The sequence below is a fragment of the Streptomyces sp. 8N616 genome (genome assembly GCF_052246385.1).
GTDB lineage: Bacteria > Actinomycetota > Actinomycetes > Streptomycetales > Streptomycetaceae > Streptomyces.
Map to the genome: position 1 here is coordinate 63,760 of NZ_JBQQBY010000034.1, position 22,319 is coordinate 86,078.

Here is a 22,319-nt window from a genome sequence, read left to right on the forward strand (position 1 = left end):
CGGATCTCAATCCGGCTTCTTCCTGGGGCACCTCCGGGTGTGGGCACCCGTTCCGCCCCGCGGAACGAAGGCCCGCAACCGGCGTAGCCGTCAGGCGGACGGGATGCGAGCGGCGCGCGGATCGCGGACGCCGCTCAGCGGGCCGTCCTCGGGCGCGGTCGCCCGGGGCGGCACTCCGGTGGTCGCGCGTACGAACGCCTTCACGCCGCCGACCAGCGGCAACTTCGCGGACGTACGAGCCAGGTCGAGCCTGAGCCGCGGGGTGGAGGCGGGCGGGTCGATGAGCCCGGCGTCCGTACCGGCGACGATCAGGGCGAGACGGTGTCCGGCCGGGACGACGTGGTCGCTCGCGTGGAGGTCGAGGGTGATCGTGTACTTCTCGCCCGGGGTCAGCGGGCGGCCGGTGTACTCGGAGGCGTAGTTGCCCAGGTCCGCCCAGCCGCGGCTGAAGAGGGTGTGGTCGACGTCCGCCGTCTTCGCCTTCGTCTCCTTGAAGCAGGCGCTGTCACCGGAGTTGCTGCTCCCCCAGCAGGTGCGCTCGGGCAGGGTGGTGATGCCTTCACCCGAGGCGGCGTAGTCGCGGATGGTGGAAGGTCCGAGGTCCACGAGCACAGCGGACAGGTGGGCGCTGGAGGTGGACGGGGTCGCGGTGACGGTCACCTTTCCCGATCCGGACAGGCGCAGCGGCTTACTGAGCGGCCTGGTCGTGAACCCCACCTTGCCGGGTGTCGATGTGTCGGTCTGCGCGGCCCAGTCGGTCTCGCTCAGCTTCGGGTCGTCGGTGAAGGACTCGGCCGAGCCGGGGCGTGCCGGCTTCAGGCCGAGGGTGCCGACGCCGGGCGCCTCGCCCGTACGCGGCCGCAAGGTGGTGGCCCTGGTGCCGCCCGGGGGCCAGACGCCGTCGGTGGACCATTGGTCGGGGGCGCGCTCGATATCGGCCATCGGCTCGTCCTCGACGCCGTTGTCGTGGCCCAGGAGGTAGTGGTCGAACCAGCGGTGGAGGGTCTTCACCCACACCCCGCGGCGGAAGTCGAAGGGGTCGACGTGACCGGTCTGGGAGAGCCAGACCTTGCGCTCCACGCCTTCCTCGGCGAGGGCGTCCCACCACTGGCCGAAGTGCCTGGCGCGGACGTTGAGGTCCTGCATGCCGTGGACGGCGAAGACGCTGGCGCGCACCTTGTCCGCGTCGGGTACGTAGTCGCGCTCGCTCCACAGCCGGGTCCAGTCGCCGCTGCGCGGGGCCCCGTCGACGAGCCGCTGCTGCACGGCCCCGCAGCGGGCGCGGGCCTCCGGGCTCTCCACGTAGTCCGACAGCCAGTCGGGGCCGCTGTCGTAGAGGGGGGCGCCTTCGGCGAAGTAGTAGTCGTACCAGGAGCTGATGGCGCCGATCGGCACAATGGTCCTGAGGCCCTTGACGCCGGTGGCGGCGACGCCGTTGGCGACCGTGCCGTCATAGCTCTTGCCGATCATTCCGACGGCGCCGGTCGACCAGCGGGCTGTGACGGGCGTGGCGCCGGTGCGGGAGCTGTAGCCGCGGGCCCGGCCGTTCAGCCAGTCGACGACCGCCTTGGCGGACTGGATGTCGGAGCGGCCGCCGACGTCGACGCAGCCGTCGGAGCGGTTCGTACCGGCGAGATCGACGAGGACGGCCGCATAGCCGCGCGGGACGAAGTAGTTGTCGTAGAACAGCGGGAACTGGACCGGCTTCCCGCTCGCGTCGTACACCTTCTTCTGGCTCTCATTGCCGCGCCCGCAGCAGGAGTAGTACGGGCTCGCGTCCATGATCACGGGGATACGGCGGCCCTGCTGCGCGGGTTCGCGGGGCCGGACGATGTCGACGGCGACCCGGTCGGTCCTGCCGTCCGAGTCGCCGTCGATTCCGGTGTCCACCCACACGGACTCGCGTATCGCGGCGTCGTAGGAGTAGACGGGCTTGCTCTCCGCCGGGGCCGCTGGGGCGGCTTGGGCCCCGGTCGGCTGGACGAGCACGGCCATCAGGGCGGCCAGCGCCGCCGGCACGAGCGTTCTCCACTGGTTTCGGGTGACCCGCGCGCGTATCGCCACCAGTTGGACGTTACACGCGTCAACTCTTGCGGAAAAGAGGGCCTGTTGTGGCGATTGCGGCGTCCCCGCGAGGCCACGCGCGCGTGCCGCCGATGCCGCCTCCGTGGTCCGCGGGGCGCTATGCACGCCATCTATACATGGCCTCTATACATCATGTGTATAGTGGCGCCGCATGACGCAGACCTACCTGCTGCCGATCCGCACGGCAGCGCTGCTCTTCCCCGCGCTCGCACTGCTGACCTTCGTGCCGACCGCGATCGTCATCTACCGGCGTCACGGCATCATGACCCGCTGGCGGGTGCTGTCGGTGTACGGCGGTGCGTACTACGCACTCTCCGCATTCTGCATGACCGTCGTGCCGCTGCCGTCCCGCTCCCTCGACGTCTGCGCCGCGTACCCCTCCTTCGCCCGGCCCCAGTTAACGCCCGGCACCGCCTTCGCCGACATCTGGAAGGAGGCGCACCACCGCGTCACCTTCGGCGCACTGGTGCTGCACAACTCGGCGGTCTGGCAAACGGTGTTCAACCTGGTCCTGCTGCTGCCGCTCGGGGCGTTCGTACGCGTCCACTTCCGGCGGGGCCTGGCCGCCGCCACGGCAGCCGGTCTCGCGGGATCCCTGTTCTTCGAACTCACCCAGTACAGCGGGCTGTGGGGCCTGTACGCGTGCCCGTACCGGCTGTTCGCCGTCGACGACCTCATCGTCAACACCGCGGGCGCCGCCCTCGGCTGGGCGGCCGCGGGGCCGCTGGCGCGCGCACTGCCCGACCTGGACAACCTGGACGACCGCGCGCTCGCCGCACTCGCCACGCTCGCCTCCGGCAGGATCCCCTTCGGGCGCCGCCTGATCGCGCTGCTGCTGGACGTCACGGGCGTCACGCTGCTGACCGGTGGCATGGCGGGCATCGCCTTCTACGTCCTCGGCACGGAGGCCGTGGTGTGGGTGCCGCCCGCGGTCGCCACGCTGTGGTTCGTCGTCGTGCCGTGGCGCACCGGGGCGACCCCCGGGAAGCACGTACTCCTGCTGCAGTTGGTGACGTCCGGCGGCGGCCGTCCGTCGCCCGCCCGCCTCGCGCTGCGCGCGAGTGCGCTCGGACCGCCGCTGTTGGTCGTATGGTTCACGACCGGCGCGATCCTCCCCGGCTCCCCGGCCGGAGCCTCCGAACTGATCGGGATCGCGAGCGAGGTCAGCTACCAGCACATCGGCTACGCCGTGGCGGAGGACCCGGTCGGCGGGTTCGTCCTGCTCGTCGCCGTGTCCGCCTGCCTGGCGCTCGTGGCGCGCTACGCGGGCACGGTCCGCCGCCACCCCGAGGGCCTCGGCCTGCACGAACGCCTCTCCGGCGTACGGAACAGGGCCCTGCCGCACGCGCGGGCGCGGCGGGACGGCGCCGGCAGTCCGGCATCATGTCCGCCGAGTGGCGATCTTGTGACAGCACAGGCCGCCCGCGTGGCGGTAGGACAGACGTCCGAATAGGGTCGAACGCATCCTTCTCCCCGACCAGTTGGAGGACTGACCCGTGCACCGCAGACTTCTCGCCCCGAGCGCACTCGCCGCCTGCCTGCTGCTGGCGATCCCGGCATCAGCCGCGACGGCCACCTCGCAAGAGGCCGCGCCCGGCGCCCCGGGCCTCGGCGACCCCTACTACCCGGACTACGGCAACGGCGGATACGACGTCTCGCACTACGACTTGCACCTGAAGTACCAGCCGAAGACCGACCGCCTGGACGGCACCGCGACGCTGCTCGCCACCACCACCGAGGCGCTCTCGCGCTTCAACCTCGACTTCGCCCTCGACGTGAGCGAAGTGCGGGTGAACGGGAAGAAGGCGGACTTCACCAGGTCCGGCGCCCACGAGCTGGAGATCACCCCGGCCGTGCCGCTGGACAAGGGCAGGCAGGTCAGCATCGTCGTGCGTTACTCCGGCACGCCGTCGCAGGTGGAGGTGAACGGCTTCACGTCCTGGCTGCGGACCCCGGACGGCGGGGTGGCGGCCAACGAGCCCGAGGCCGCCTGGTGGTGGTTCCCGAGCAACGACCACCCGCTGGACAAGGCCACGTACGACGTCTCCGTGTCCGTCCCCGACGGCACGCAGGCCATCAGCAACGGCGTGCTGCAGTCGCAGAGTTCCCGCCTGGGCTGGACCAAGTACAGCTGGCGCTCCAACAAGCCACAGGCCACGTACCTCGCCACCCTCGCCGTCGGCAGGTTCGACGTCACCACCGACAAGACCACCGGCGGCCTGCCCGTACTCAACGCGTACAGCAAGGATCTGGGCGACAATGCGGGGGCGGCGCGGGCGAGTGTCGAGCGGTCCACTGAGGTCGCCGAGTGGCTCACCGAGGCCTTCGGCCCGTACCCGTTCAACGCGCTCGGCGGATACGTCCCGAACGTGCCTACCCGGTACGCGCTCGAGACCCAGACCCGCCCCTTCTACAGTCCCCGGCAATTCGCCAAGGGCGCGAACGTCTCCGTCGTCGTCCACGAACTGGCCCACCAGTGGTACGGGGACAGCGTCTCGGTCAAGGGCTGGAAGGACATCTGGGTCAACGAGGGCTTCGCCAGGTACGCACAGTGGCTGTGGTCCGAGAAGGAAGGCGAGGGCACGGCTCAGGAGCTGGCCGACTACGTGTACGCCCAGTACCCGGCCGACGACCCGTTCTGGAAGGTCAAGCCGGGCGACCCCGGCCCGGAGAACCAGTTCCACGACGCCGTGTACGACCGGGGGGCCCTCGCTCTCCAGGCGCTGCGCAACGAGATCGGCGACCAAGCCTTCTTCGCGATCCTCAAGGGCTGGCCGAAGGAGAACGCGTACGGGAACGGGTCGGTACGTGACTTCGCCCGCTACGCGGAGAAGGTGTCGGGCAAGCCGCTCGCGGACCTCTTCGAGACCTGGCTCTTCACGGAGGGGAAACCGGCTGCGGCGGCCGCGGCGCGCGCCCAGATCAGCGCGAAGAAGGCCCCGGCGAAGCCCAAGTCGTGGAAGAAGATCGCCGCCACACACACCGTGCACGACCGCGGCAACGCCCAGGGCGGCCACCACGGCCGCTGAGGTACTGACCGTTCAGGGCCCGCCGCGCCGGGCGGCGGGCCCCGGACGGGACGCCCGGCACGGCTATCACACGCTCAGCAGACAAAGTCCGGCGCGTTCGCCCAGAAGGTAAGGAACGACCAGGTCTGGGCGCCGATGATGCCGTCGATCGTAATGTCCGCGCACTTCTGGAATCTCTTCGTGGCGGCATCGGTTACGGGGCCGAAGATTCCGTCCTCGAGAAGCTTTTCCCCGTCGAGCGAAAAGTTGAGATAGCACTGCGCCTGCTTGACCGCTTCGCCCTTCGCGCCAATCTTGAGCGTGGGCCGCGCGTTGGTGTAGTCGCAGGGCTGGCTTCCATTGGGCATCGCGAGGCTCCTCAATGGTTCGTCGAGAGCGCGTGCTTCCCGCACGTTTCTCTCAGGGAAGCACAGGACCGCACCCGCCGCATTTTCTCGCTAGGCGGGCGGGGCCTGCGGTTCGCGAACCGGCTTGCTCGGCACGGCGTTCGGCCCTCTCACCGAGTTCAATACCGACTGTGCCTGATTGTCGACGACTCTGGTGAAGAGCTGCTGGGCATAGCCGAAGATGACGGCCCAGGCGATGATCTGCGCCGACGAATCCAGGGCTCTGAGGCCCGGGACGAACTCCCCGCGCATGAGGAGAAGTCCGAGCACGGCCGTCAGAGCGCCAGTGGGAAGTTTGAGCAACGCCAGTGCCACGGGCACGTTGTACGGCGTTGACGTGCCTCTGATCCGCCGCAGTGACGTGGCCGCGGCGACTGTTGCGGCCACGAGTCCCACGAACTCCACGACGAGGTAGTCCCATCGGGAGGCGACCATCGCATAGAGATCATCGACATCGCCGTTCCGGTTCGGGTTCTGACCCTGCGGGGCGCTCGCCGTGGGACAGACGACTCCGATGCCCTCCGGATTGAAACACAAGGGCACCGTCTTCGGAGATATGCCGCCGAAAACAGCGACGAGAACGGCGATGACCGCCAGGGCGGCGGACATCCCGTACACGATACGCGTGAAGCTGCGGACGCGGATGTTCTCCCGCAAATAGCCTTGGCGGGCGACGGCTACCGCGTCGACGAGCACTTCGCGCTGCGCGTCATCAAGACTTCCGCCCGTCCGCACGGCAAGTGCGATCTCCTCAACCTGCACTCTCCGCTCGTCGCTGACGGGGAGTTGCTCCCGGATGAAGGACACCAGGCCGGGCAGCATGGCTCTGACATCGTCCAGTGGCGACAGCCGCAGCATGAGGATGTGCGCCACATCGAAATGAGTCTGAGCAACCGCCAGGTGTGCGGCGGGCAGATGCCGGGGGTGATCGTGACGCAGCGCGCTTCTCGCTTCTTCCAGCTCCCTGAACGCCTGTTCCGCCAGCACCTGCACCGCCGAAGAGGGCGGAGGCCCTTGCTCCGTCTTGGTTTTGAGAAGCGCCTCGAGTTCGCTGATTCGTGACCAGAGGGCCTCCCGGAGCTCCCACAGCCCTGTTTCGTACGTTCCGGCCCTCCGACGCCCCCAGACAGTTCTGGTATTCGCCATACACCGACTATCGCCGTTTTCGATACGAACAACCACTGCCGGCCGACTGCGGTTGGTCGCCGAATTGCGGGCCTTTACTGATCGTGTTAGGACGTAGGAATTGCGGGTAGCCCGCCCTCTCACTTGAGCCGGCGCAAAGCGACCGCGCCCGAAGTTCCCGCCGCGCGGCGCGCCGCGCGGCGGGCCTGTCGGCGGGCCACGCGCGCGTAGGGCAGGTAGCGCAGGCGCTCCGGCAGCAGCGGCACCACGACCCGTACGGCCCGCCCGAAGCGCCGCAGCGCGCGCTCCTCGCCGTCGGTCCACTCCAGGCCGATGGCCACGCGCGCGTCCGGCGGCATCAGCCCGATGGTCAGGAAGCGGCGCACCCGCAGAAGCGGCGGCAGCAGCAGCGGCCAGGCCGCCCGCACCGACAGCCGCAGGAGCCGGGGGCCCCACCCGGGCGGCGGCACGTACACATCGGTGGCGACCAGCTCCCGTACGACCACCGTGGCCTCCAGCTCCTCCTCCAGCACCTTCTGGTAGTACGGCCAGAACTCCTCCAGCTTCTGCGGCATGTCGCCGTCGCTGATGCCGAGGACCCGGCCGACCTGGAGCCACTCCGCGTACAGCCGCCGCTCCTCCGCCGGCGTGAAGGGCCGGCGGCCCATGACGCGCTGGGCGTGCCGGTAGACCGGGAAGCCGGTGGCGTGCACCCACGCGTAGTAGGCGGGGGTGAGCGCCTGGTAAGGGCGGCCGTGGGCGTCGGTGCCGCGGATCGGCTCGTGCAGCTTCCGCAGCCTGCGGCCCTCGGCGACGGCCGCAGCCCTGCCCCCGTACACCCACAGCTGTGCGGACGCGACGGACCGCGCGGCGCGGCCCCACGGATCGGTGCGGAACGTGGAGTGATCGTCCACGCCCGCGCCCACGGCCGGGTGCGCGACCTGCATGGTCAGCGCGGCGGGCATCGACAGCACGGCCCGCACCTCCCCGGCGAGGCTCCACAGCATCCCGCCGGCGGGAGGCGGTACGGGATCGGCGGCGTCGCGGCGTACCCGGGCCACCGCTCCGTGCCCGGTGGTCACACCTCCATCATCGCTCTTCCACGACCGGTCCGCGCCGCGCGGGGCGGCCGCCCGGTCACGGGTCGCTGTTGTGGCCGCTGCTGGTGCTGACGTAAGCCCGCTGGCACGCCTTCTGGTTGTCCGCCGCGGAGCAGGGCAGATGGCCGTGCTTTTCCATGAGGTTCCGTCCGGTGTCACCGGCCATGTAGTCGAGGAATTTGGAGGTGAGGGAATTGGGCGGCGGCGACCCGTAGGTGTACGCGTACTCCGGCTCCCAGAAGGGGTACGCGTCGTCTCGGACCGCGTCGACAGCGGGTTCCTGACCGTCGAGGCGCAGCAGTTGGATGCCGCCGCTCCGGGCGGCGCGCCGCAGTTCGGCGTAGCCGATCGCGCCCGGTATGCCGGCCACGGTCTTCAGCACGTCGTCAGTGCCGTCGAGCTCGCAGCGGACCACTTTCTCGTTCTCGAATTTCCGCGTCCGGCAGTTCTCGGAGGTGCGCGAGGGTTCGGCCTTGCCGCCCAGCACCCGGTTCTCGAACACGCCGCGCGTCCCGGACTTCCCGTCCCGGCTCACGAGTCTGACGGGCAAGTCCGGCCCACCGTCGAGCTGATTCCAGTTGCTGATCTCGCCCGAGTAGAGCTTCCGCAGATCCGTGAGGGAGAGATTCGATATCCGGACCTGTCGGTTCACCACCACGGCGTAGACGGACAGAGCCGTCAGATGTTCCTTGAGCTTCGGGTCTCCGATCCCCTGCCGGCCGTCGGAGAGGGCGAGATACGGGGGGAATTGGCCCTTCGCCGCCTCTCCGGCACTCTTGAGCTTACTTGTTCCGCGTCCGCTCCCCCGGGCGTCGACGGTGATGTGGGCGCCTGGGCAATCGTCTTCGTACGCCGCATCCAGATCCTTCATCACCGGTTGGAACGCGGTGGAGCCGACGACGGTCAGCGCGCCCCCGGCGCACCCCTGAGGGAGCGGGTCCTCCCGCAGGAGCTGAAAGCCCGCCGGCTGGAGAACCAGGAGGAGGAGCAGGCTGCCGATGAGCCCGAGCATACGGTTGCTGGGCCGCCGGAATTTCTCGTTGTTCCGGATCCTGCCTTCCCGGATACGGCCTACGACGTGCGGTTCCCTGTCGGTCCCGGCACCGGTCAGCAGCACGAGCAGCTTGAAGTGGTCGCCCCTGTTCAGCGGAACTCTCGGCAGGGAGATCTCGTCGCCGTGGAAGATCAGGCCCGGATTCGCCTCGTTTCCGTTCCTGGGCAGGTGCCTGAGCAGGTCCGGATGGCTCGGTTCGGTGACCGCAACGTCTCTGACCGTGCGGTTGGGAAAAGTGGCGGTGAGACCGCGGTGTTCGGTCGAGGGCGCCGTGATGTAGTCGTCGGCGTCGATGCTGCGGAAGCCGTCGTTCTCGATCCTGAGCAGCACCAGCGAGGCCCCCGCCAGGTCCGGGGTGTTCTCCAGCATGCGCAGCCGCTGATGAACAGGGCCGTGGTGCGTATTGTCGTCGATCAGCGTGTCCATCTGCACGCGGTATCCGATGCGCTTACGGCCTGGGATGAGCCGCTCGTACGAGAGTCCTCCGACCGTGACCACGACGCCGAGAAGTGCCAGCAGATTCTCCGGAGCCAGCAGCTCCTCCAGCCATTCCATGATCTTCCCCCGACCCGAGCCATGACCTCAGGGGGGCAAATGTACGAGTGAGGGGTGGCTACAGGGCTGATGTGGCCAAGCACTCACGCACTGTTCCTCGTGCGTTCAACAGCCACGTATGCCCGCTCCGGGCCACGTTCCCCTCGCACAGGGTTACCTAGAGGTAACACCACCTGCTTTGATGTGCGGCGCCAGGCTCAATGCCCGTCAACCCTCCACACATCACCGGGAGATGCAGTGCCGCACTCCACGCTCCGCAAGGTCCAGGGCGGCGCGGTCGCCGCCGTGCTCGCGGCGGCCGCGTTCGTCGCGTCCGCGCCGTCCGGATCGGCGGCCGAGGCAACCGAGGCCGCCCGGTCCGCCGAGGACGCCGCCATGGCCGCCGAAGGGACCGCCGCCGCACCGCAGTTGAAGGTACTCACGTACAACGTGTTCCTCTTCAGCAAAACGCTCTACCCCAACTGGGGCCAGGACCACCGGGCCCGGGAGATCCCGGCCACGGACTTCTTCCGCGGCAACGACGTCGTCGTCCTCCAGGAGGCGTTCGACAACTCCTCCTCCGACGCGCTGAAGAGCTACGCATCCTCGCAGTACCCGCACCAGACGCCCGTCATGGGCCGCAGCAAGAGCGGCTGGGACGCCACGGGCGGCGCGTACTCCGCCACCACGCCCGAGGACGGCGGCGTCACGGTCCTCAGCAAGTGGCCGATCGAGCGCAAGGAGCAGTTCGTCTACGTGGACGCGTGCGGCGCCGACTGGTGGTCCAACAAGGGCTTCGTGTACGTCGTCCTCAACGTGAACGGCACGAAGGTGCATGTCGTCGGCACACACGCCCAGTCGACCGACCCCGGCTGCGACCCGGGTGAGGCCGCCGCGACCCGCGCCAAACAGTTCAAGGCGATCGACGCCTTCCTCGACGGCAAGAACATTCCCGCGGGCGAAGAGGTGGTCGTCGCGGGAGACCTCAACGTGGACTCGCGCAGCTCCGAGTACGCCTCGATGCTCGCGGACGCGGGCCTCGCCCCGGCCGACGAGCGCACCGGCCACCCGTACTCGTTCGACACCCAGGACAACTCCATCGCCCGCTACCGCTACCCCGACGACCCGCGCGAGGACCTCGACTACGTCCTCCACCGCCGGGGCCACGCCCGCCCGGCCGCCTGGCGCAACACCGTCGTCAAGGAGCAGTCGGCCCCCTGGACGGTCACCAGCTGGGGCACCGACTACACGTACACCAACCTCTCCGACCACTACCCGGTGGTGGGCGGCTAGGGTGCGTTCCCGGTTCTCAGCGCGAAAGCTGTCCCTCGAACCATCTGCGGCTCTACGGCAGTGAAGCACTGCAGCTGTCACCCAGTCGGGATACCGCTTGTCGCGGCAGGAGGCTCAGCTTTCTCACCGTCGAGAAGACGGACGGGGGTGACCTCTTGGACGTGGATGACGGCATCGAACCAGTCTGCGAGCGATCCGCCGGACATGTGGTAAGCGCCGTCGTCACGGGGATCGTAGGCCGGGCCGATCAGACGTGTCCTGGTCGGTGTGCTGAGCCAGGTCCTCACGCGGCCCGGACCGTCAGCCTTCAGGTCCAGAAGGTAGGTATCCAGGTCCGCGCTTCCCAGCATCGCGTCGGCGAACTCTGACGGCGGGGCGGGTACGGGGTAGAGGGTCATGCCGTGGTGAAACGTCAGGCCGATGGATACATAGCCAGGCCCGAAGCGCTCGCGCAGATAGCTGCCCGCGTTCCGGTGCGTCATCGGAGGGGACGAAGGGGAAACGGTCCGCGGATTGCCGTTGGCGGTGTGCGCGAGACCACCCCAGTAGACGATTTTGTCTGCGGTGCGCTCGTGCCACCAGATCGTCTCCTCGGCCAGGCCCCGCTCGATGTCGGCCAGGTCGTCGTGCTGAGAGGGGTGCCGCTGGGAGGGGGCAATCCCAGCGAATCGAACCGGGTCGCCGGGATGCTGGTGGTTGTATGAGCGCATCCACTGGATGAGGTCGAGGATCTCCTCGGTCTGCCAGAACGACCGGGCTTCAGTCAGCAGTGCCTGCGGGTCACCCGTTCCGGTTCTGACGTACTCATCGAGCCCGACCCTCGATGCGTCGTCCCCTTCCAGCGCAAGTGAGCGGAACCCCAGTTCCTCGACCAGCAGTCGGACGACCCGGTGCGAGACAGCGGACAGCTCGTGGGCGTTGCGGCAGGCGACACCCACGGCCACAACCTTGGCATCGCGCACCATGTCGGCCAACGGCCGAAGGTCGCTCAACGGGGCGCGGGGGTCGAGCGCGGTGAGGCGATGGGCACGACTCCTGATCCACTGGGTCACCTCGTCGGTCATGGCAAGCCTCCGATACACGTGATCGGTTCCGGGATACGACCCCGTCGCGGCCGGCGCCGCACGAGCAGCCTCGGACATGAACCAAGGTTGAGGTCAAGCCGACCCATGTGCGGGGCAGCCCTTAGGGTCTGTCCGGCAGATCATCGCTGGACAGCTCGCGGTTCGGATGGGGGTGAGGTCGCAGGCCGGTTCTCGAGCGACGCCTCCCTGCTCGTCATGGGGTCCGCGTGCGGAAAAAGCGCTTCAGGCGTGAACGGCCTCCGTGCTTGCATGGGCTTCATGGTGTCTACCGACCGACTACTGGCATTCGCGGCCATGTCGTTCCTGCTGATCGTGATTCCCGGCCCCAGCGTGTTGTTCGTGATCGGGCGGGCGCTGGCCCAGGGGCGCCGTGCCGCGCTGACCACAGTCGTGGGGAACACGCTCGGAGCCTACGTACTCGTTGTGGCCGTGGCCCTGGGAGTCGGGACCATCGTGGAGGGCTCGGTCCTCGTCTTCACGGCGCTGAAGCTCGTGGGTGCCGCGTACCTGGTGTACCTCGGTGTCAAGGCGGTGCGGCAGCGTCAGGCCTTGCATGCCTCGTTCACCGGCGACGGGCCCGCGCATGGCAGCTGGCGCACGTTGTGGGAGGGGTTCGCGGTCGGCGTGGCCAACCCCAAGACCATCGTGTTCTTCGCCGCCGTACTGCCTCAGTTCGTCGACCATGGCCAGGGGCACGTGACGGTTCAAATGCTCTTGCTCGGCCTGGTCTTCAATGTCATCGCGGTGGCTTCCGACAGCGTGTGGGGATTGGCCGCGGCCACCACGCGGAGCTGGTTTGCCCGCTCACCGCAGCGGCTCTCCCTGGTCGGCGGGGTCGGTGGGCTCACGATGATTGGCCTCGGCGTCACCGTCGCCACGACAGGCCGCAAGGATTGAGTTCTGCCTCGCAGATCATGTACGGAGCCAGAGTCTGATCGCTGCGACGGCGACAGTGCCGTGAAGAACGTAGGCCCGCTTGTCGTATCTCGTGGCCACGGCCCTCGCCGACCGCCCCGCCGGCTTCTGCCCGTCAATGGCCCGAGCGGGCCCGGGCGCGCACCCGCCTCACCCGTTTCACAGGGCTGGTGAGACAGCAATACTGTTGAACCGGATGGTGCAGAGAGGGAGGGCGCAGCCGATGACCCAGCAGACGACGTCTGAGACCACGACGGATGAGTCCGGCGGACCCGCTGAACTCGCCCTCACCGTCGACGAACTCGCGGCGCGTGCCGGGATCACGGTCCGCACGGTTCGCTTCTACAGCACGCGCGGCCTGCTGCCGCCGCCCGCGATAGGCCCGCGCCGCGTCGGCCGGTACGGCCACGAACACCTCTCCCGGCTCGCGCTGATCGAGGAGTTGCAGCACCAAGGCATGACGCTCGCGGCGATCGAGCGCTATCTGCGCCACCTGCCGCAGGACATCAGCGCGCACGGCCTCGCCATCCACCGCGCCCTCGTGGCCTCCTGGGTGCCGGACAGCGCGGAGGAGGCGACGCGGGAGCAGCTGGAGCGGCGGATGGGCCGCGAGCTGTCGGAGGAGGACCTGGACCGGCTCGCGGCGATGGGCGTGCTCGTACGGACCGAGGCCCCCGGCGTCTTCCGGGTCGAATCGGGCCTGCTGCATCTTGGCGTACGGCTCCTGGACGTCCCGATCTCGCTGGACGGGATCGCCGCGGCCCGTACGGTCATGCTCGAGCACACCCGCTCGGCTGCCCGCGAACTGAGCCGCCTCTTCCGCGAGGAGGTGTGGGACCCCTCACGCGAGGACGAGCCGGGGCCCGAGCGGGTGGCACGGACGAAGTCCCTGTCCGCCCATATGCAGCCGCTGGTGGTGCAGGCGCTGGTCACGGCCTTCCAGCGGTCGATGAAAGAGGAGCTGCGGAGCTGGCTCGGCGACGGCCGGGAAGCGCAGGAGCCCGGGTGACACCCGTTCGATAGCCTCGGGGCATGTCCCCTCAGGAACCGTCCGGTTGGAATGCGCCCGGCGCGGGCGGCTACGGCCAACCGCCCGCACCGCCGCCGCAGCAGCCGTACCCGAATCCCCAGGCGCAGCCGTACGGGTACCAGCAACCGCAGCCGTATCCGCAACCGCAGTCGCACCCGCAGCAGGCCGGATACGGGCCGTACGGACCGCCGCCGCCCGGCCCGTACGCGACGTATCCTCCAGGCCCGGGTTATCCGGCCGTTCCCGGGACCATGCCGGGCCAGGTGCGGACCGCGCAGGTCATGTTCTTCGTCCTCGCCGGTCTCGTGCTGGTCGGATCCGCCGCCGCCGGGGCGATCGCCGGCGGAGAGGCCGCGGGCAAGGTAATTGGCTCCAACCTGCCCGTGATCGGCGGCTTCATCTGCGCCCTGCTCTTCGGCAAGAGCGGCAACGGCGCGAGGATCACGGCCATCGTCTTCGGGTCGCTGATGATCCTCTTCGGCCTCGGCGCCCTGGGACAGGAGCAGCCCGCCGGACTTCTGGAGATCGCGTGCGGCATCGTCATCATCGTGATGCTCGGGCAGAAGCAGGCCACGTACTGGTTCACCCGCCCTCGCGCCTGAGCGGCGAACACCACGACGGCCGGACCCGCGGCCACGCGCGGGTCCGGCCGTAGCGCTTTGCCGGCTGCCTCCGGTCAGGGAGCGTCGGTGAAGGTCTCGCCCCTCTCGGCCTTGCCCAGCAGCAGCTCGGGCGGCGCGAAGCGGTCTCCGTACGCCGACTGGAGTTCGAGGGCGCGGGCCACGAAGCCCGGGAGGCCGCCCTCGTAGCCGTTGATGTACTGGAGGACGCCGCCGGTCCAGCCGGGGAAGCCGATGCCGAGGATCGAGCCGATGTTGGCGTCGGCGACCGAGGTGAGCACGCCCTCCTCCAGGCACCGGACCGTGTCCAGCGCCTCCGAGAACAGCATCCGCTCCTTCATGTCCTCGAAGGGGACCGGTGGGCCCGGCCGCTGCCCGAAGTGCTCGCGCAGGCCCGGCCACAGACCCGCCCGCCTGCCGTCCTCGCCGTAGTCGTAGAAGCCCGCTCCCCTGCTGCGGCCCGGACGGCCGAACTCGTCGATCATGCGGTCGACGACCTCGTCCGCCGGGTGCGGGGTCCACCTGCCGCCCGACTCCTGAACGGCCCGGCGCGTCTCCTCGCGGATCTTGCGCGGCAGGGTGAGGGTCAGCTCGTCCATCAGGGACAGCACCTTGGCCGGGTAGCCGGCCTGGGCCGCGGCCTGCTCGACGGAGGCGGGGTCGGCGCCCTCGCCCACCATGGCCACGCCCTCGTTGATGAACTGGCCGATCACGCGCGAGGTGAAGAAGCCGCGCGAGTCGTTGACCACGATCGGCGTCTTGCGGATCTGTCGTACGAGGTCGAAGGCGCGGGCGGTGGCCTCCTCACCCGTCTTCTCACCCTTGATGATCTCGACCAGCTGCATCTTGTCGACGGGCGAGAAGAAGTGCAGGCCGATGAAGTCCTGGCTGCGCTGGACGCCCTCGGCGAGCAGCGTGATGGGGAGGGTGGAGGTGTTGGAGCAGAGCAGCGCGTCCGGGGCGACGACGCTCTCGATCTCCTGGAAGACCTTGTGCTTGAGGGCCGGGTCCTCGAAGACGGCCTCGATGACGGCATCGCAGCCCGCCAGGTCCCGTACGTCGGCGGTCGGGATGATACGGGCGAGCAGCTCCTCGCGCTTCACCTGGGTCGTACGGCCCTTGGCCAGCGCCTTGTCCAGCAGTCCCGCCGAGTACGCCTTGCCCTTCGCCGCGGCCTCGGCCGAGACGTCCTTCAGCACGACCTCGATCCCGGCCCGCGCGCAGGAGTACGCGATGCCGGCGCCCATCATGCCCGCGCCGAGGACCGCCACCTTGCGGACCTGACGCCGCTCGATGCCGGACGGGCGGCTTCTGCCTGCATTGACGGCCTGGAGGTCGAAGAAGAAGGCCTGGATCATGTTCTTGGCGATCTGGCCGGTGACCAGCTCGGTGAAGTAGCGGGACTCGATGACCTGCGCGGTCTCGAAGTCGACCTGGGCGCCCTCGACGGCCGCGGCGAGGATGTTCCGCGGGGCGGGGTAGGGCGCACCGCCCGTCTGCTTCTTCAGGTTGGCGGGGAAGGCGGGGAGGTTGGCGGCGAACTTCGGGTTGGCGGGGGTCCCGCCAGGGATCTTGTAACCCTTGGCGTCCCAGGGCTGCTGCGACTCGGGGTGGGCGTCGATGAAGGCGCGGGCCTTGGCCATCATGTCGTCCTGCGTCGCCACGACGTCGTGGATCAGGCCCGCCTCGAGGGCCCGCCGCGGGTTGTACTGGGTGCCCTGCAGCAGGACCTTCAGCAGCGCGTCGGCGATGCCCAGCATCCGTACGCTGCGGACCACACCGCCGCTGCCCGGCAGCAGCCCCAGCGTGACCTCGGGAAAGCCGATCTTGGAGCCGGGGGTGTCGAGGGCGATGCGGTGGTGGCAGGCGAGCGCGATCTCGAAACCGCCGCCCAGGGCGGCGCCGTTGATGGCGGCGACGACGGGCTTGCCGAGGGTCTCGAGGCGGCGCAGGTCCCGCTTGATGCCCATGCCGGTCTCGAAGACCTGCCCGGCGTGCTCGGGGCCGAGCTTGCTCATGTCCTTGAGGTCGCCGCCCGCGAAGAAGGTCTTTTTGGCCGAGGTGACGATGATGCCGCGCACGGAGTCCTTCTCGGCCTCCAGGCGGTCGGCGATCGCGGTGAGGGAGGCCTTGAAGGCCTGGTTCATGGTGTTGGCGGACTGGTCGGGGTCGTCGAGGACGAGTGTGACGACGCCGGTCCCGTCCTGCTCCCAGCGGATGGTGGTGCGATCGGTCATGTCTGAGTCTCCGTGAGGGTCTGGTCGGCAAGTAATTCCCGCCGCGACTGCGGTCGTCCAACGGCGCGGACCGGATGGGGGCACTCCCCCTGGCTTCGCCGGGGACGCCCCCACCCAGCGGTAGCTGGAGGAGCCGAATCGGCCGCAACCCGCCCGCGGGGCAGGGCCTCGGCTCCGCGGGAGCGCTACACGCGCTCGACCACCGTCGCGCTGCCCATGCCGCCGCCCACGCAGAGCGTGACCAGGCCGTACCGCTGGTCGCGGCGCTCCAGCTCGTCGATGACCGTGCCGAGCAGCATCGCGCCGGTGGCGCCGAGGGGGTGGCCCATGGCGATGGCGCCGCCGTTGACGTTGACCTTGTCCAGCGGGAGGCCCATGTCGCGGGCGAAGCGCAGGACGACGGCGGCGAAGGCCTCGTTCATCTCGACGAGGTCGATGTCGTCGATGGTCAGACCCGCCTTGGCGAGCGCCTTGCGGGAGGCGGGGGCGGGCCCGGTGAGCATGATGGTCGGGTCGGCGCCCGAGACGGCGGCCGAGAGGATACGGGCGCGTGGCTCGAGCCCGTACCGCTCCCCCACCTCGCGGTTGCCGACCGCGACGAGCGCCGCGCCGTCGACGATGCCGGAGGAGTTCCCGGCGTGGTGGACATGGTCGATCCGTTCCACCCAGTGGTACTTCTGCAGCGCCACGGCGTCGAAGCCGCCCGCCTCCCCGATCGTGGCGAAGGACGGCTTGAGGGCGGCCAGCGTCTCCGCGGTCGTCCCGGGCCTGATGTGCTCGTCGCGGTCGAGGACGACCAGGCCGTTGCGGTCGCGGACCGGGACGACGGAGCGGTCGAAGCGGCCGTCCTTCCACGCCTCGGCGGCCCGCTCCTGCGACCGCGCGGCGTACGTGTCCACGTCGTGCCGCGTGAAGCCCTCGATGGTGGCGATGAGGTCGGCCCCGATGCCCTGCGGCACGAAGCCGGTCTCGAAGTTGGTCATCGGGTCCGCGGCCCAGGCTCCGCCGTCCGAGCCCATGGCGACGCGGGACATCGACTCGACGCCGCCCGCGAGGACCAGGTCCTCCCAGCCGGAACGGACCTTGGCAGCGGCCAGGTTGACGGCCTCGAGGCCGGAGGCGCAGAAGCGGTTCTCCTGGACGCCGGCGACGGTGTCGGGGAGCCCGGCCGCGATGGCGGCGGTCTTGGCGATGTCGGAGCCCTGGTCGCCGACGGGGCTGACGACGCCGAGCACGATGTCGTCCACGGCCACCGGGTCGAGGCCGGGGAAGCGGCGGCGGATCTCGTGGATGAGCCCGACGATGAGGTCGATGGGCTTGGTGCCGTGCAGTGCGCCGTTGGCCTTGCCGCGCCCGCGCGGGGTGCGGATGGCGTCGTACACATACGCTTCGGTGCTCACGTCAGCAGCCTTTCGGGGGATGAGGCGGTGCGGGTGATGGGGCGATGAGGGTGGTGGGGGCGGGTCAGGAGAGCAGGGAGCGGCCGATGATCTCCTTCATGATCTCGGTCGTGCCGCCGTAGATGGTCTGGATACGGCCGTCGGTGAAGGCTCTGGCGACCGGGTATTCAGCCATGTAGCCGTATCCCCCGTGGAGTTGCAGGCACCGGTCGGCGACCCGCTTCTGGAGCTCGGTGGCCCACCACTTGGCCATCGAGGCGTGCACCGCGTCGAGCCCGCCGCTCGCGTGCTCGGTGATGCACCGGTCGAGAAAGGCTCGGGTGACGGCGCACTCGGTGGCCATCTCGGCGATCTCGAACCGGATGTGCTGGAGCCTGGAGATCGGCCTCCCGAAAGCCTCGCGCTCCTTCACATACGCGGTGGTGATCTCCAGCAGGTGCTCGGCCGCGGCGATTCCGGCGACCGCGATGGTCATCCGCTCCTGCGCGAGATTCCTCATGAGGTGGACGAAGCCGCCGTTCTCCTCGCCGAGCAGGTTTTCCTTGGGCACCTTCACGTCGTGGAAGAACAGCTCGGCGGTGTCCTGGGCCTTCTGCCCGATCTTGTCGAGGTTGCGGCCGCGCTCGAAGCCCGCCGTGCCGCGCTCGACGACGAGCAGGCTGAGCCCGTGCGCACCGCCCTCCGGCGTCGTCTTCGCCACCACGATCACCAGATCGGCGAGGATGCCGTTGGAGATGAACGTCTTCGAGCCGTTCAGCAGCCAGTGGTCTCCCCGGTCGACCGCCGTCGTACGGACGCCCTGGAGGTCCGATCCCGCGCCCGGCTCGGTCATCGCTATCGCCGTGACGATCTCGCCGCTGCAGAAGCCGGGCAGCCAGCGCCGCTTCTGCTCGTCGGTGGCGAGGGAGTTCAGATACGGGCCGATGACGTCGTTGTGCAGCCCGATCGCCAGGCCCGCGGCGCCTGCCCGGGTGAACTCCTCGGCGAGCACCGCGGCGTAACGGAAGTCGTCGTTCCCGCCGCCGCCGTACTCCTCGGGGACGGCGATCCCGAGCAGCCCCTGGCGCCCTGCGGCCAGCCAGGCGTCCCGGCTGACGATGCCGTCCTTCTCCCATTGCTCGTAGTGGGGCAGCACCTCCTTGGTGAGAAAGGTGCGGACGGTCTCACGGAAGGCGTCGTGCTCGGCGGTGAAGATCCGGCGCTTCAACTCAGCTCTCCTCGGTGAGTGCGGGAACGTCCCAGTCGCGGGCCACTTCTGCGGTGTCCGCTCCGGGCTGCGCGGGCGGGCGGCGCAGGGCGCCGGGCGTGGCGGAAAAGCGCGGGGCGGGGGCGGGCTGGGTGATGCCGCCGTGCTCAGTGAAGGTGGCGCGGGCGGCGAGGTGCGGGTGGGCCGGGGCCTCGCGGAGGGAGAGCACGGGCGCCACACAGGCGTCCGAGTCCTGGAAGACGGCGGTCCACTCCTCGCGCGTGCGCTGCTTGAAGCGGGCGGTGACGGCGGCGCGCAGCTCGCCCCAGCGCGCCGCGTCCTTGCGCGCGGGTGCCTCGTCCGCGATGCCGAGGAGCCGGACGAACTCCGCGTAGAACCGCTGCTCCAGTGCCCCGACGGCCATGTGGCCGCCGTCGGCCGTCTCGTACGTGCCGTAGAAGGGGCAGCCGCCGTCCAGGAGGTTGGCGCCGCGCCGGTCCTGCCAGCCGCCGGCCGCCATCATCCCGTGGATCATGGCGGTCAGATGCGCGGTCCCGTCGACGATGGCCGCGTCCACGATCTGGCCCTCGCCCGCCGTACGGGCGTGCTGGAGCGCGGCGAGAACACCGATGACGAGGTAGAGCGAGCCGCCGGCGTAGTCACCGAGGAGGTTGGCGGGGACCGCGGGCGGCTCGCCCGGCCGTCCGATCATCCCGAGAGCCCCGGTGATGGCGATGTACGCGATGTCGTGCCCGGCGCGGTCGGCGAGCGGGCCTTCCTGGCCCCAGCCGGTCATCCGGCCGTAGACGAGCCGCGGGTTGCGGTCGAAGCAGTCCTCCGGGCCGACGCCGAGGCGCTCGGCGACGCCTGGCCGGAAGCCCTCGATCAGGATGTCGGCGCGCTCGGCGAGGCCGAGGAGGGCCGCCGGTCCCCCGGGGGACTTGAGGTCGAGGAGCACGGAGCGCTTGTTGCGGTTGGTGACGTCGTAGGCGGGGTCGATGTTCAGCCCGGCGCCGCCGGGGCGGTCGACGCGGACGACGTCGGCGCCGAGGTCGGCGAGGAGCATGGCGGCGAACGGCCCGGGGCCGATTCCCGCCAGCTCCACGACCCGAACCCCGGCCAGCGGGCCCCTCCCTGCGGCCTTCCCTGCGGCTGCCATCAAGCCCCCAGCTCTTTGACACCATTGATGTAACATCAGTGATGCTAAGAACACGTTCCACTTCGCACAAGCCCCGGCTGATGTGAAACCCCCGATGGGCCGCCTACGGGTCGAGACCGCCGGGGTCGCGTCCGGCGGTCGCGGGGTCAGTCGGCGTCCAGCTCCGCGATGAGCTTCTTGGGGGCGATGACGCGGTAGCTCTCCTCCACCCAGTCGCACAGCAGATCGGGCTCCGGCGCGCCCGGCTCGGCGAGCGGGACGCTCACCCAGCCCGCCTTGCCCAGCCCGTACCCCGCCGGCTCCGCGCCGGGTGCGGACATCGCGTGCTCGTGAGTCGCCTCGTCCTTGAGCTTGACGGTGACACCCGGCGGGTAGCTGCCGTCGTCGACGCCGAGGAAGACGAAGACCTTCTTGTTGACCTTGATCACGCTCTCGCCCCAGGGGAACTCCTCCACCGCCCCGGGCAGCCCGAGCGCGAACTTCCGCACTTTCTCCCGCACCTTCAGCGGCGCCTTCAGAGCCTTCGGCGGACCCTTGTCCTTCGCTGCGCCCATCGCTCCTCGCCTCCGCCTCGCTCGCCCGGCTCGCCTCGCTGCTCGCCCCGCTGCTCGCCCCGCTCATGATTCGCGCGCTCCACGCTAACCGGGGCCGCTGACATCGGCGCGTGAACCAGGCGGTCGGCGTCGGCCGTGCGGTCGGTCAGCCGGTGCAGGCGGTGCGGGATATTGCCGCCGACCAGCACGATCACGACCGCGGTCAGGCCGAAGGCCAGCACCGCGAGCGCCCGGCCCAGCGGCATCCCCTCGGCGAGCCGCGCGCCGAGCACCGGGGCCACCGCCCCGCCGAGTGCGCCGACGTTGTAGACGAAGCCGAGCGAGGCGGCGCGCGTCGCGACCGGGAAGTGGCCCGCGACGTACTTGGGCAGCAGGCCCGAGATGCCCTGGCTCAGCGCCAGCATGAAGAAGAGCAGCACGCCGAGCCCGACAAGGCTGTCCTGGACCGCGAAGACCGGGAAGATGAAGGCCAGTGAGGCGATCAGCGTGACGGTGTACGCCGTGCGCGTGCCGAGCCGGTCGCCGACGAAGCCCGCGAGCCAGCAGCCGAACATCGTCCCGAACCCGGCGTAGTACATGACGTCCGTGACCTGCCCGGGCGAGTACCCGAGCTCGGTCTTGAGATAGGTCGGCAGCAGGGCCTGGATCGGCCAGCTGTAGAGGAAGCAGCAGAAGACGGTCGCCATCAGCCCGACGTACAGCACCCAGCCGCTCCGGCCGCCGAGCTGCACGGCGAAGGCGACCAGGCAGGCCGCCGCGACCGCTGACAGCGCGGGCACCGCCCCGGCACCGGCCGGCGTGAAGACGCAGAACAGGGCGGTGCCGGCGACCGCGGTGAGGACGGAGTTCACGGTGGCACGCGCGCGTGTGGCGAACAGCGGCCGGAACGGGTTGGGCCGGGCCTCGGCGGCCCCGACCTCGGCGCTCCAGTCGTCGGCCTCCGGCAGCGCCCGCCGCACCCACAGCGCGACCAGCACCGGCAGCACGCCGATCCAGAACATCCAGCGCCAGCCCAGCCCTGGCACAACCCACTTGTAGACCTCGGCGGCCAGGACCGTGCCGAAGGCGTAGCCGGAGATCAGGAAGCCGGAGGCGCGGTTGCGCAGCCGGATCGGCCAGGTCTCCAGCACGTACGTCGCGCTGGCGCTGTACTCGCCCGCCATCCCCATGCCGATCGCGAGCCGGGCGACGAAGAGGCTGGTGTAGCCCCAGGCGAAGCCGCACGCGAAGGTGCCGAGCGAGTAGAGCAGGATGCTGGCGATCATCGCGGCCTTGCGGCCGTAGCGGTCGCCCATCGCGCCGAGCAGCGCGCCGCCGAGCCAGCGGGTGATGAAGGCGCCGGAGACCAGGCTCGCGGACTGCACGGTGCTCAGCCCGAAGTCGTCGGCGATCTCGGTGAGGACGAGCGTGATGAGCACGAAGTCGAAGCCGTCGAGGACATAGCCGACCCAGGCGGCGAACATCGACTTCCACTGGCGCCGGGAGACCTCCCGGTACCAGCGGAGGGGTAACGCTCCGGGCGCGGGC

The 22,319-nt window shown here is 69.8% G+C and carries 17 protein-coding genes and 2 pseudogenes; 6 read left to right on the forward strand and 13 right to left on the reverse strand.

Annotated features, from left to right (window positions below):
* Window positions 1-90: 90 nt before the first annotated feature.
* Entirely contained in the window at window positions 91-2,064 is a 1,974-nt protein-coding gene (locus ACTWQC_RS27195) for a Xaa-Pro dipeptidyl-peptidase (protein WP_443318443.1), read from the reverse strand.
* 172 nt (window positions 2,065-2,236) lie between these two features.
* On the opposite strand from ACTWQC_RS27195, the gene ACTWQC_RS27200 reads away from it, so the two are divergent.
* Together ACTWQC_RS27200 and ACTWQC_RS27205 are read left to right on the forward strand one after the other, a co-directional pair.
* Window positions 2,237-3,538, forward strand: coding sequence for a VanZ family protein (locus ACTWQC_RS27200; RefSeq protein ID WP_443318444.1), 1,302 nt, complete (start codon window positions 2,237-2,239; stop codon window positions 3,536-3,538).
* A gap of 43 nt (window positions 3,539-3,581) precedes the next feature.
* Window positions 3,582-5,114 carry a M1 family metallopeptidase gene (locus tag ACTWQC_RS27205; RefSeq protein ID WP_443318445.1) on the forward strand — a complete coding sequence of 511 codons (1,533 nt, stop codon included), beginning with the start codon at window positions 3,582-3,584 and terminating at the stop codon, window positions 5,112-5,114.
* A gap of 74 nt (window positions 5,115-5,188) precedes the next feature.
* Here ACTWQC_RS27205 and ACTWQC_RS27210 read toward each other — a convergent pair whose 3' ends face one another.
* The 4 genes from ACTWQC_RS27210 to ACTWQC_RS27225 form a co-directional block, all read right to left on the reverse strand.
* Entirely contained in the window at window positions 5,189-5,461 is a 273-nt protein-coding gene (locus tag ACTWQC_RS27210) for a peptidoglycan-binding domain-containing protein (RefSeq protein ID WP_443318446.1), read from the reverse strand.
* 90 nt (window positions 5,462-5,551) lie between these two features.
* The gene (locus ACTWQC_RS27215) at window positions 5,552-6,646 is read right to left on the reverse strand and encodes a hypothetical protein (RefSeq protein ID WP_443318447.1); all 1,095 of its coding nucleotides are present in this window, start codon (window positions 6,644-6,646) and stop codon (window positions 5,552-5,554) included.
* A 119-nt stretch (window positions 6,647-6,765) separates the two neighbouring features.
* Window positions 6,766-7,632 (reverse strand): oxygenase MpaB family protein, encoded by an 867-nt coding sequence (locus ACTWQC_RS27220; RefSeq protein WP_443318475.1) that lies wholly within the window; start codon window positions 7,630-7,632, stop codon window positions 6,766-6,768.
* A 130-nt stretch (window positions 7,633-7,762) separates the two neighbouring features.
* Complete coding sequence (locus tag ACTWQC_RS27225) at window positions 7,763-9,334, reverse strand: substrate-binding domain-containing protein (RefSeq protein ID WP_443318448.1); 1,572 nt, start codon at window positions 9,332-9,334, stop codon at window positions 7,763-7,765.
* Between the two features lie 237 nt (window positions 9,335-9,571).
* On the opposite strand from ACTWQC_RS27225, the gene sph reads away from it, so the two are divergent.
* Window positions 9,572-10,606: a sphingomyelin phosphodiesterase gene (gene sph, locus ACTWQC_RS27230; protein WP_443318449.1), complete on the forward strand. Its 1,035-nt coding sequence runs from the start codon at window positions 9,572-9,574 to the stop codon at window positions 10,604-10,606.
* Window positions 10,607-10,683: 77 nt separating this feature from the next.
* Here sph and ACTWQC_RS27235 read toward each other — a convergent pair whose 3' ends face one another.
* Window positions 10,684-11,670, reverse strand: a complete 987-nt coding sequence (locus ACTWQC_RS27235) for an erythromycin esterase family protein (protein WP_443318450.1) — start codon at window positions 11,668-11,670, stop codon at window positions 10,684-10,686.
* Between the two features lie 279 nt (window positions 11,671-11,949).
* On the opposite strand from ACTWQC_RS27235, the gene ACTWQC_RS27240 reads away from it, so the two are divergent.
* A complete protein-coding gene (locus ACTWQC_RS27240; RefSeq protein ID WP_443318476.1) occupies window positions 11,950-12,588 on the forward strand; it encodes a LysE family translocator in 639 nt (212 codons plus the stop codon).
* Between the two features lie 15 nt (window positions 12,589-12,603).
* Here ACTWQC_RS27240 and ACTWQC_RS27245 read toward each other — a convergent pair.
* A pseudogene (locus ACTWQC_RS27245) lies at window positions 12,604-12,702 on the reverse strand (IS5/IS1182 family transposase); the annotation flags it as partial.
* Window positions 12,703-12,829: 127 nt separating this feature from the next.
* Between ACTWQC_RS27245 and ACTWQC_RS27250 the strand changes: the two are divergent.
* Entirely contained in the window at window positions 12,830-13,615 is a 786-nt protein-coding gene (locus ACTWQC_RS27250; RefSeq protein ID WP_443318451.1) for a MerR family transcriptional regulator, read from the forward strand.
* Window positions 13,616-13,638: 23 nt separating this feature from the next.
* A complete protein-coding gene (locus tag ACTWQC_RS27255) occupies window positions 13,639-14,238 on the forward strand; it encodes a hypothetical protein (protein ID WP_443318452.1) in 600 nt (199 codons plus the stop codon).
* A gap of 74 nt (window positions 14,239-14,312) precedes the next feature.
* Here ACTWQC_RS27255 and ACTWQC_RS27260 read toward each other — a convergent pair whose 3' ends face one another.
* From ACTWQC_RS27260 to ACTWQC_RS27285, 6 genes and pseudogenes are all read right to left on the reverse strand, one after another.
* Window positions 14,313-16,493 carry a 3-hydroxyacyl-CoA dehydrogenase NAD-binding domain-containing protein gene (locus tag ACTWQC_RS27260; protein ID WP_443318453.1) on the reverse strand — a complete coding sequence of 727 codons (2,181 nt, stop codon included), beginning with the start codon at window positions 16,491-16,493 and terminating at the stop codon, window positions 14,313-14,315.
* A 185-nt stretch (window positions 16,494-16,678) separates the two neighbouring features.
* Window positions 16,679-17,893 carry an acetyl-CoA C-acetyltransferase gene (locus ACTWQC_RS27265; RefSeq protein ID WP_443318454.1) on the reverse strand — a complete coding sequence of 405 codons (1,215 nt, stop codon included), beginning with the start codon at window positions 17,891-17,893 and terminating at the stop codon, window positions 16,679-16,681.
* Window positions 17,894-17,957: 64 nt separating this feature from the next.
* Complete coding sequence (locus tag ACTWQC_RS27270) at window positions 17,958-19,100, reverse strand: acyl-CoA dehydrogenase family protein (protein WP_443318455.1); 1,143 nt, start codon at window positions 19,098-19,100, stop codon at window positions 17,958-17,960.
* A gap of 1 nt (window position 19,101) precedes the next feature.
* The gene (locus ACTWQC_RS27275) at window positions 19,102-20,238 is read right to left on the reverse strand and encodes a CaiB/BaiF CoA transferase family protein (protein WP_443318456.1); all 1,137 of its coding nucleotides are present in this window, start codon (window positions 20,236-20,238) and stop codon (window positions 19,102-19,104) included.
* Between the two features lie 146 nt (window positions 20,239-20,384).
* Window positions 20,385-20,792, reverse strand: a complete 408-nt coding sequence (locus ACTWQC_RS27280) for an MmcQ/YjbR family DNA-binding protein (protein WP_443318457.1) — start codon at window positions 20,790-20,792, stop codon at window positions 20,385-20,387.
* Window positions 20,753-22,306, reverse strand: a pseudogene (locus tag ACTWQC_RS27285) (sialate:H+ symport family MFS transporter); the annotation flags it as partial. The gene ACTWQC_RS27280 and the pseudogene ACTWQC_RS27285, both read right to left, overlap by 40 nt.
* Window positions 22,307-22,319: the final 13 nt, after the last annotated feature.

Excerpts from the sequence above, each read along its gene's own strand:
- ACTWQC_RS27200 (WP_443318444.1), top strand. The coding sequence starts at position 2,237 with ATGACGCAGACCTACCTGCTGCCGATCCGCACGGCAGCGCTGCTCTTC.
- ACTWQC_RS27210 (WP_443318446.1), bottom strand. The coding sequence starts at position 5,461 with ATGCCCAATGGAAGCCAGCCCTGCGACTACACCAACGCGCGGCCCACG.
- ACTWQC_RS27215 (WP_443318447.1), bottom strand. The coding sequence starts at position 6,646 with ATGGCGAATACCAGAACTGTCTGGGGGCGTCGGAGGGCCGGAACGTAC.
- ACTWQC_RS27220 (WP_443318475.1), bottom strand. The coding sequence starts at position 7,632 with ATGCTGTGGAGCCTCGCCGGGGAGGTGCGGGCCGTGCTGTCGATGCCC.
- ACTWQC_RS27225 (WP_443318448.1), bottom strand. The coding sequence starts at position 9,334 with ATGGAATGGCTGGAGGAGCTGCTGGCTCCGGAGAATCTGCTGGCACTT.
- ACTWQC_RS27235 (WP_443318450.1), bottom strand. The coding sequence starts at position 11,670 with ATGACCGACGAGGTGACCCAGTGGATCAGGAGTCGTGCCCATCGCCTC.
- ACTWQC_RS27240 (WP_443318476.1), top strand. The coding sequence starts at position 11,950 with ATGGTGTCTACCGACCGACTACTGGCATTCGCGGCCATGTCGTTCCTG.
- ACTWQC_RS27250 (WP_443318451.1), top strand. The coding sequence starts at position 12,830 with ATGACCCAGCAGACGACGTCTGAGACCACGACGGATGAGTCCGGCGGA.
- ACTWQC_RS27255 (WP_443318452.1), top strand. The coding sequence starts at position 13,639 with ATGTCCCCTCAGGAACCGTCCGGTTGGAATGCGCCCGGCGCGGGCGGC.
- ACTWQC_RS27260 (WP_443318453.1), bottom strand. The coding sequence starts at position 16,493 with ATGACCGATCGCACCACCATCCGCTGGGAGCAGGACGGGACCGGCGTC.
- ACTWQC_RS27275 (WP_443318456.1), bottom strand. The coding sequence starts at position 20,238 with ATGGCAGCCGCAGGGAAGGCCGCAGGGAGGGGCCCGCTGGCCGGGGTT.
- ACTWQC_RS27280 (WP_443318457.1), bottom strand. The coding sequence starts at position 20,792 with ATGGGCGCAGCGAAGGACAAGGGTCCGCCGAAGGCTCTGAAGGCGCCG.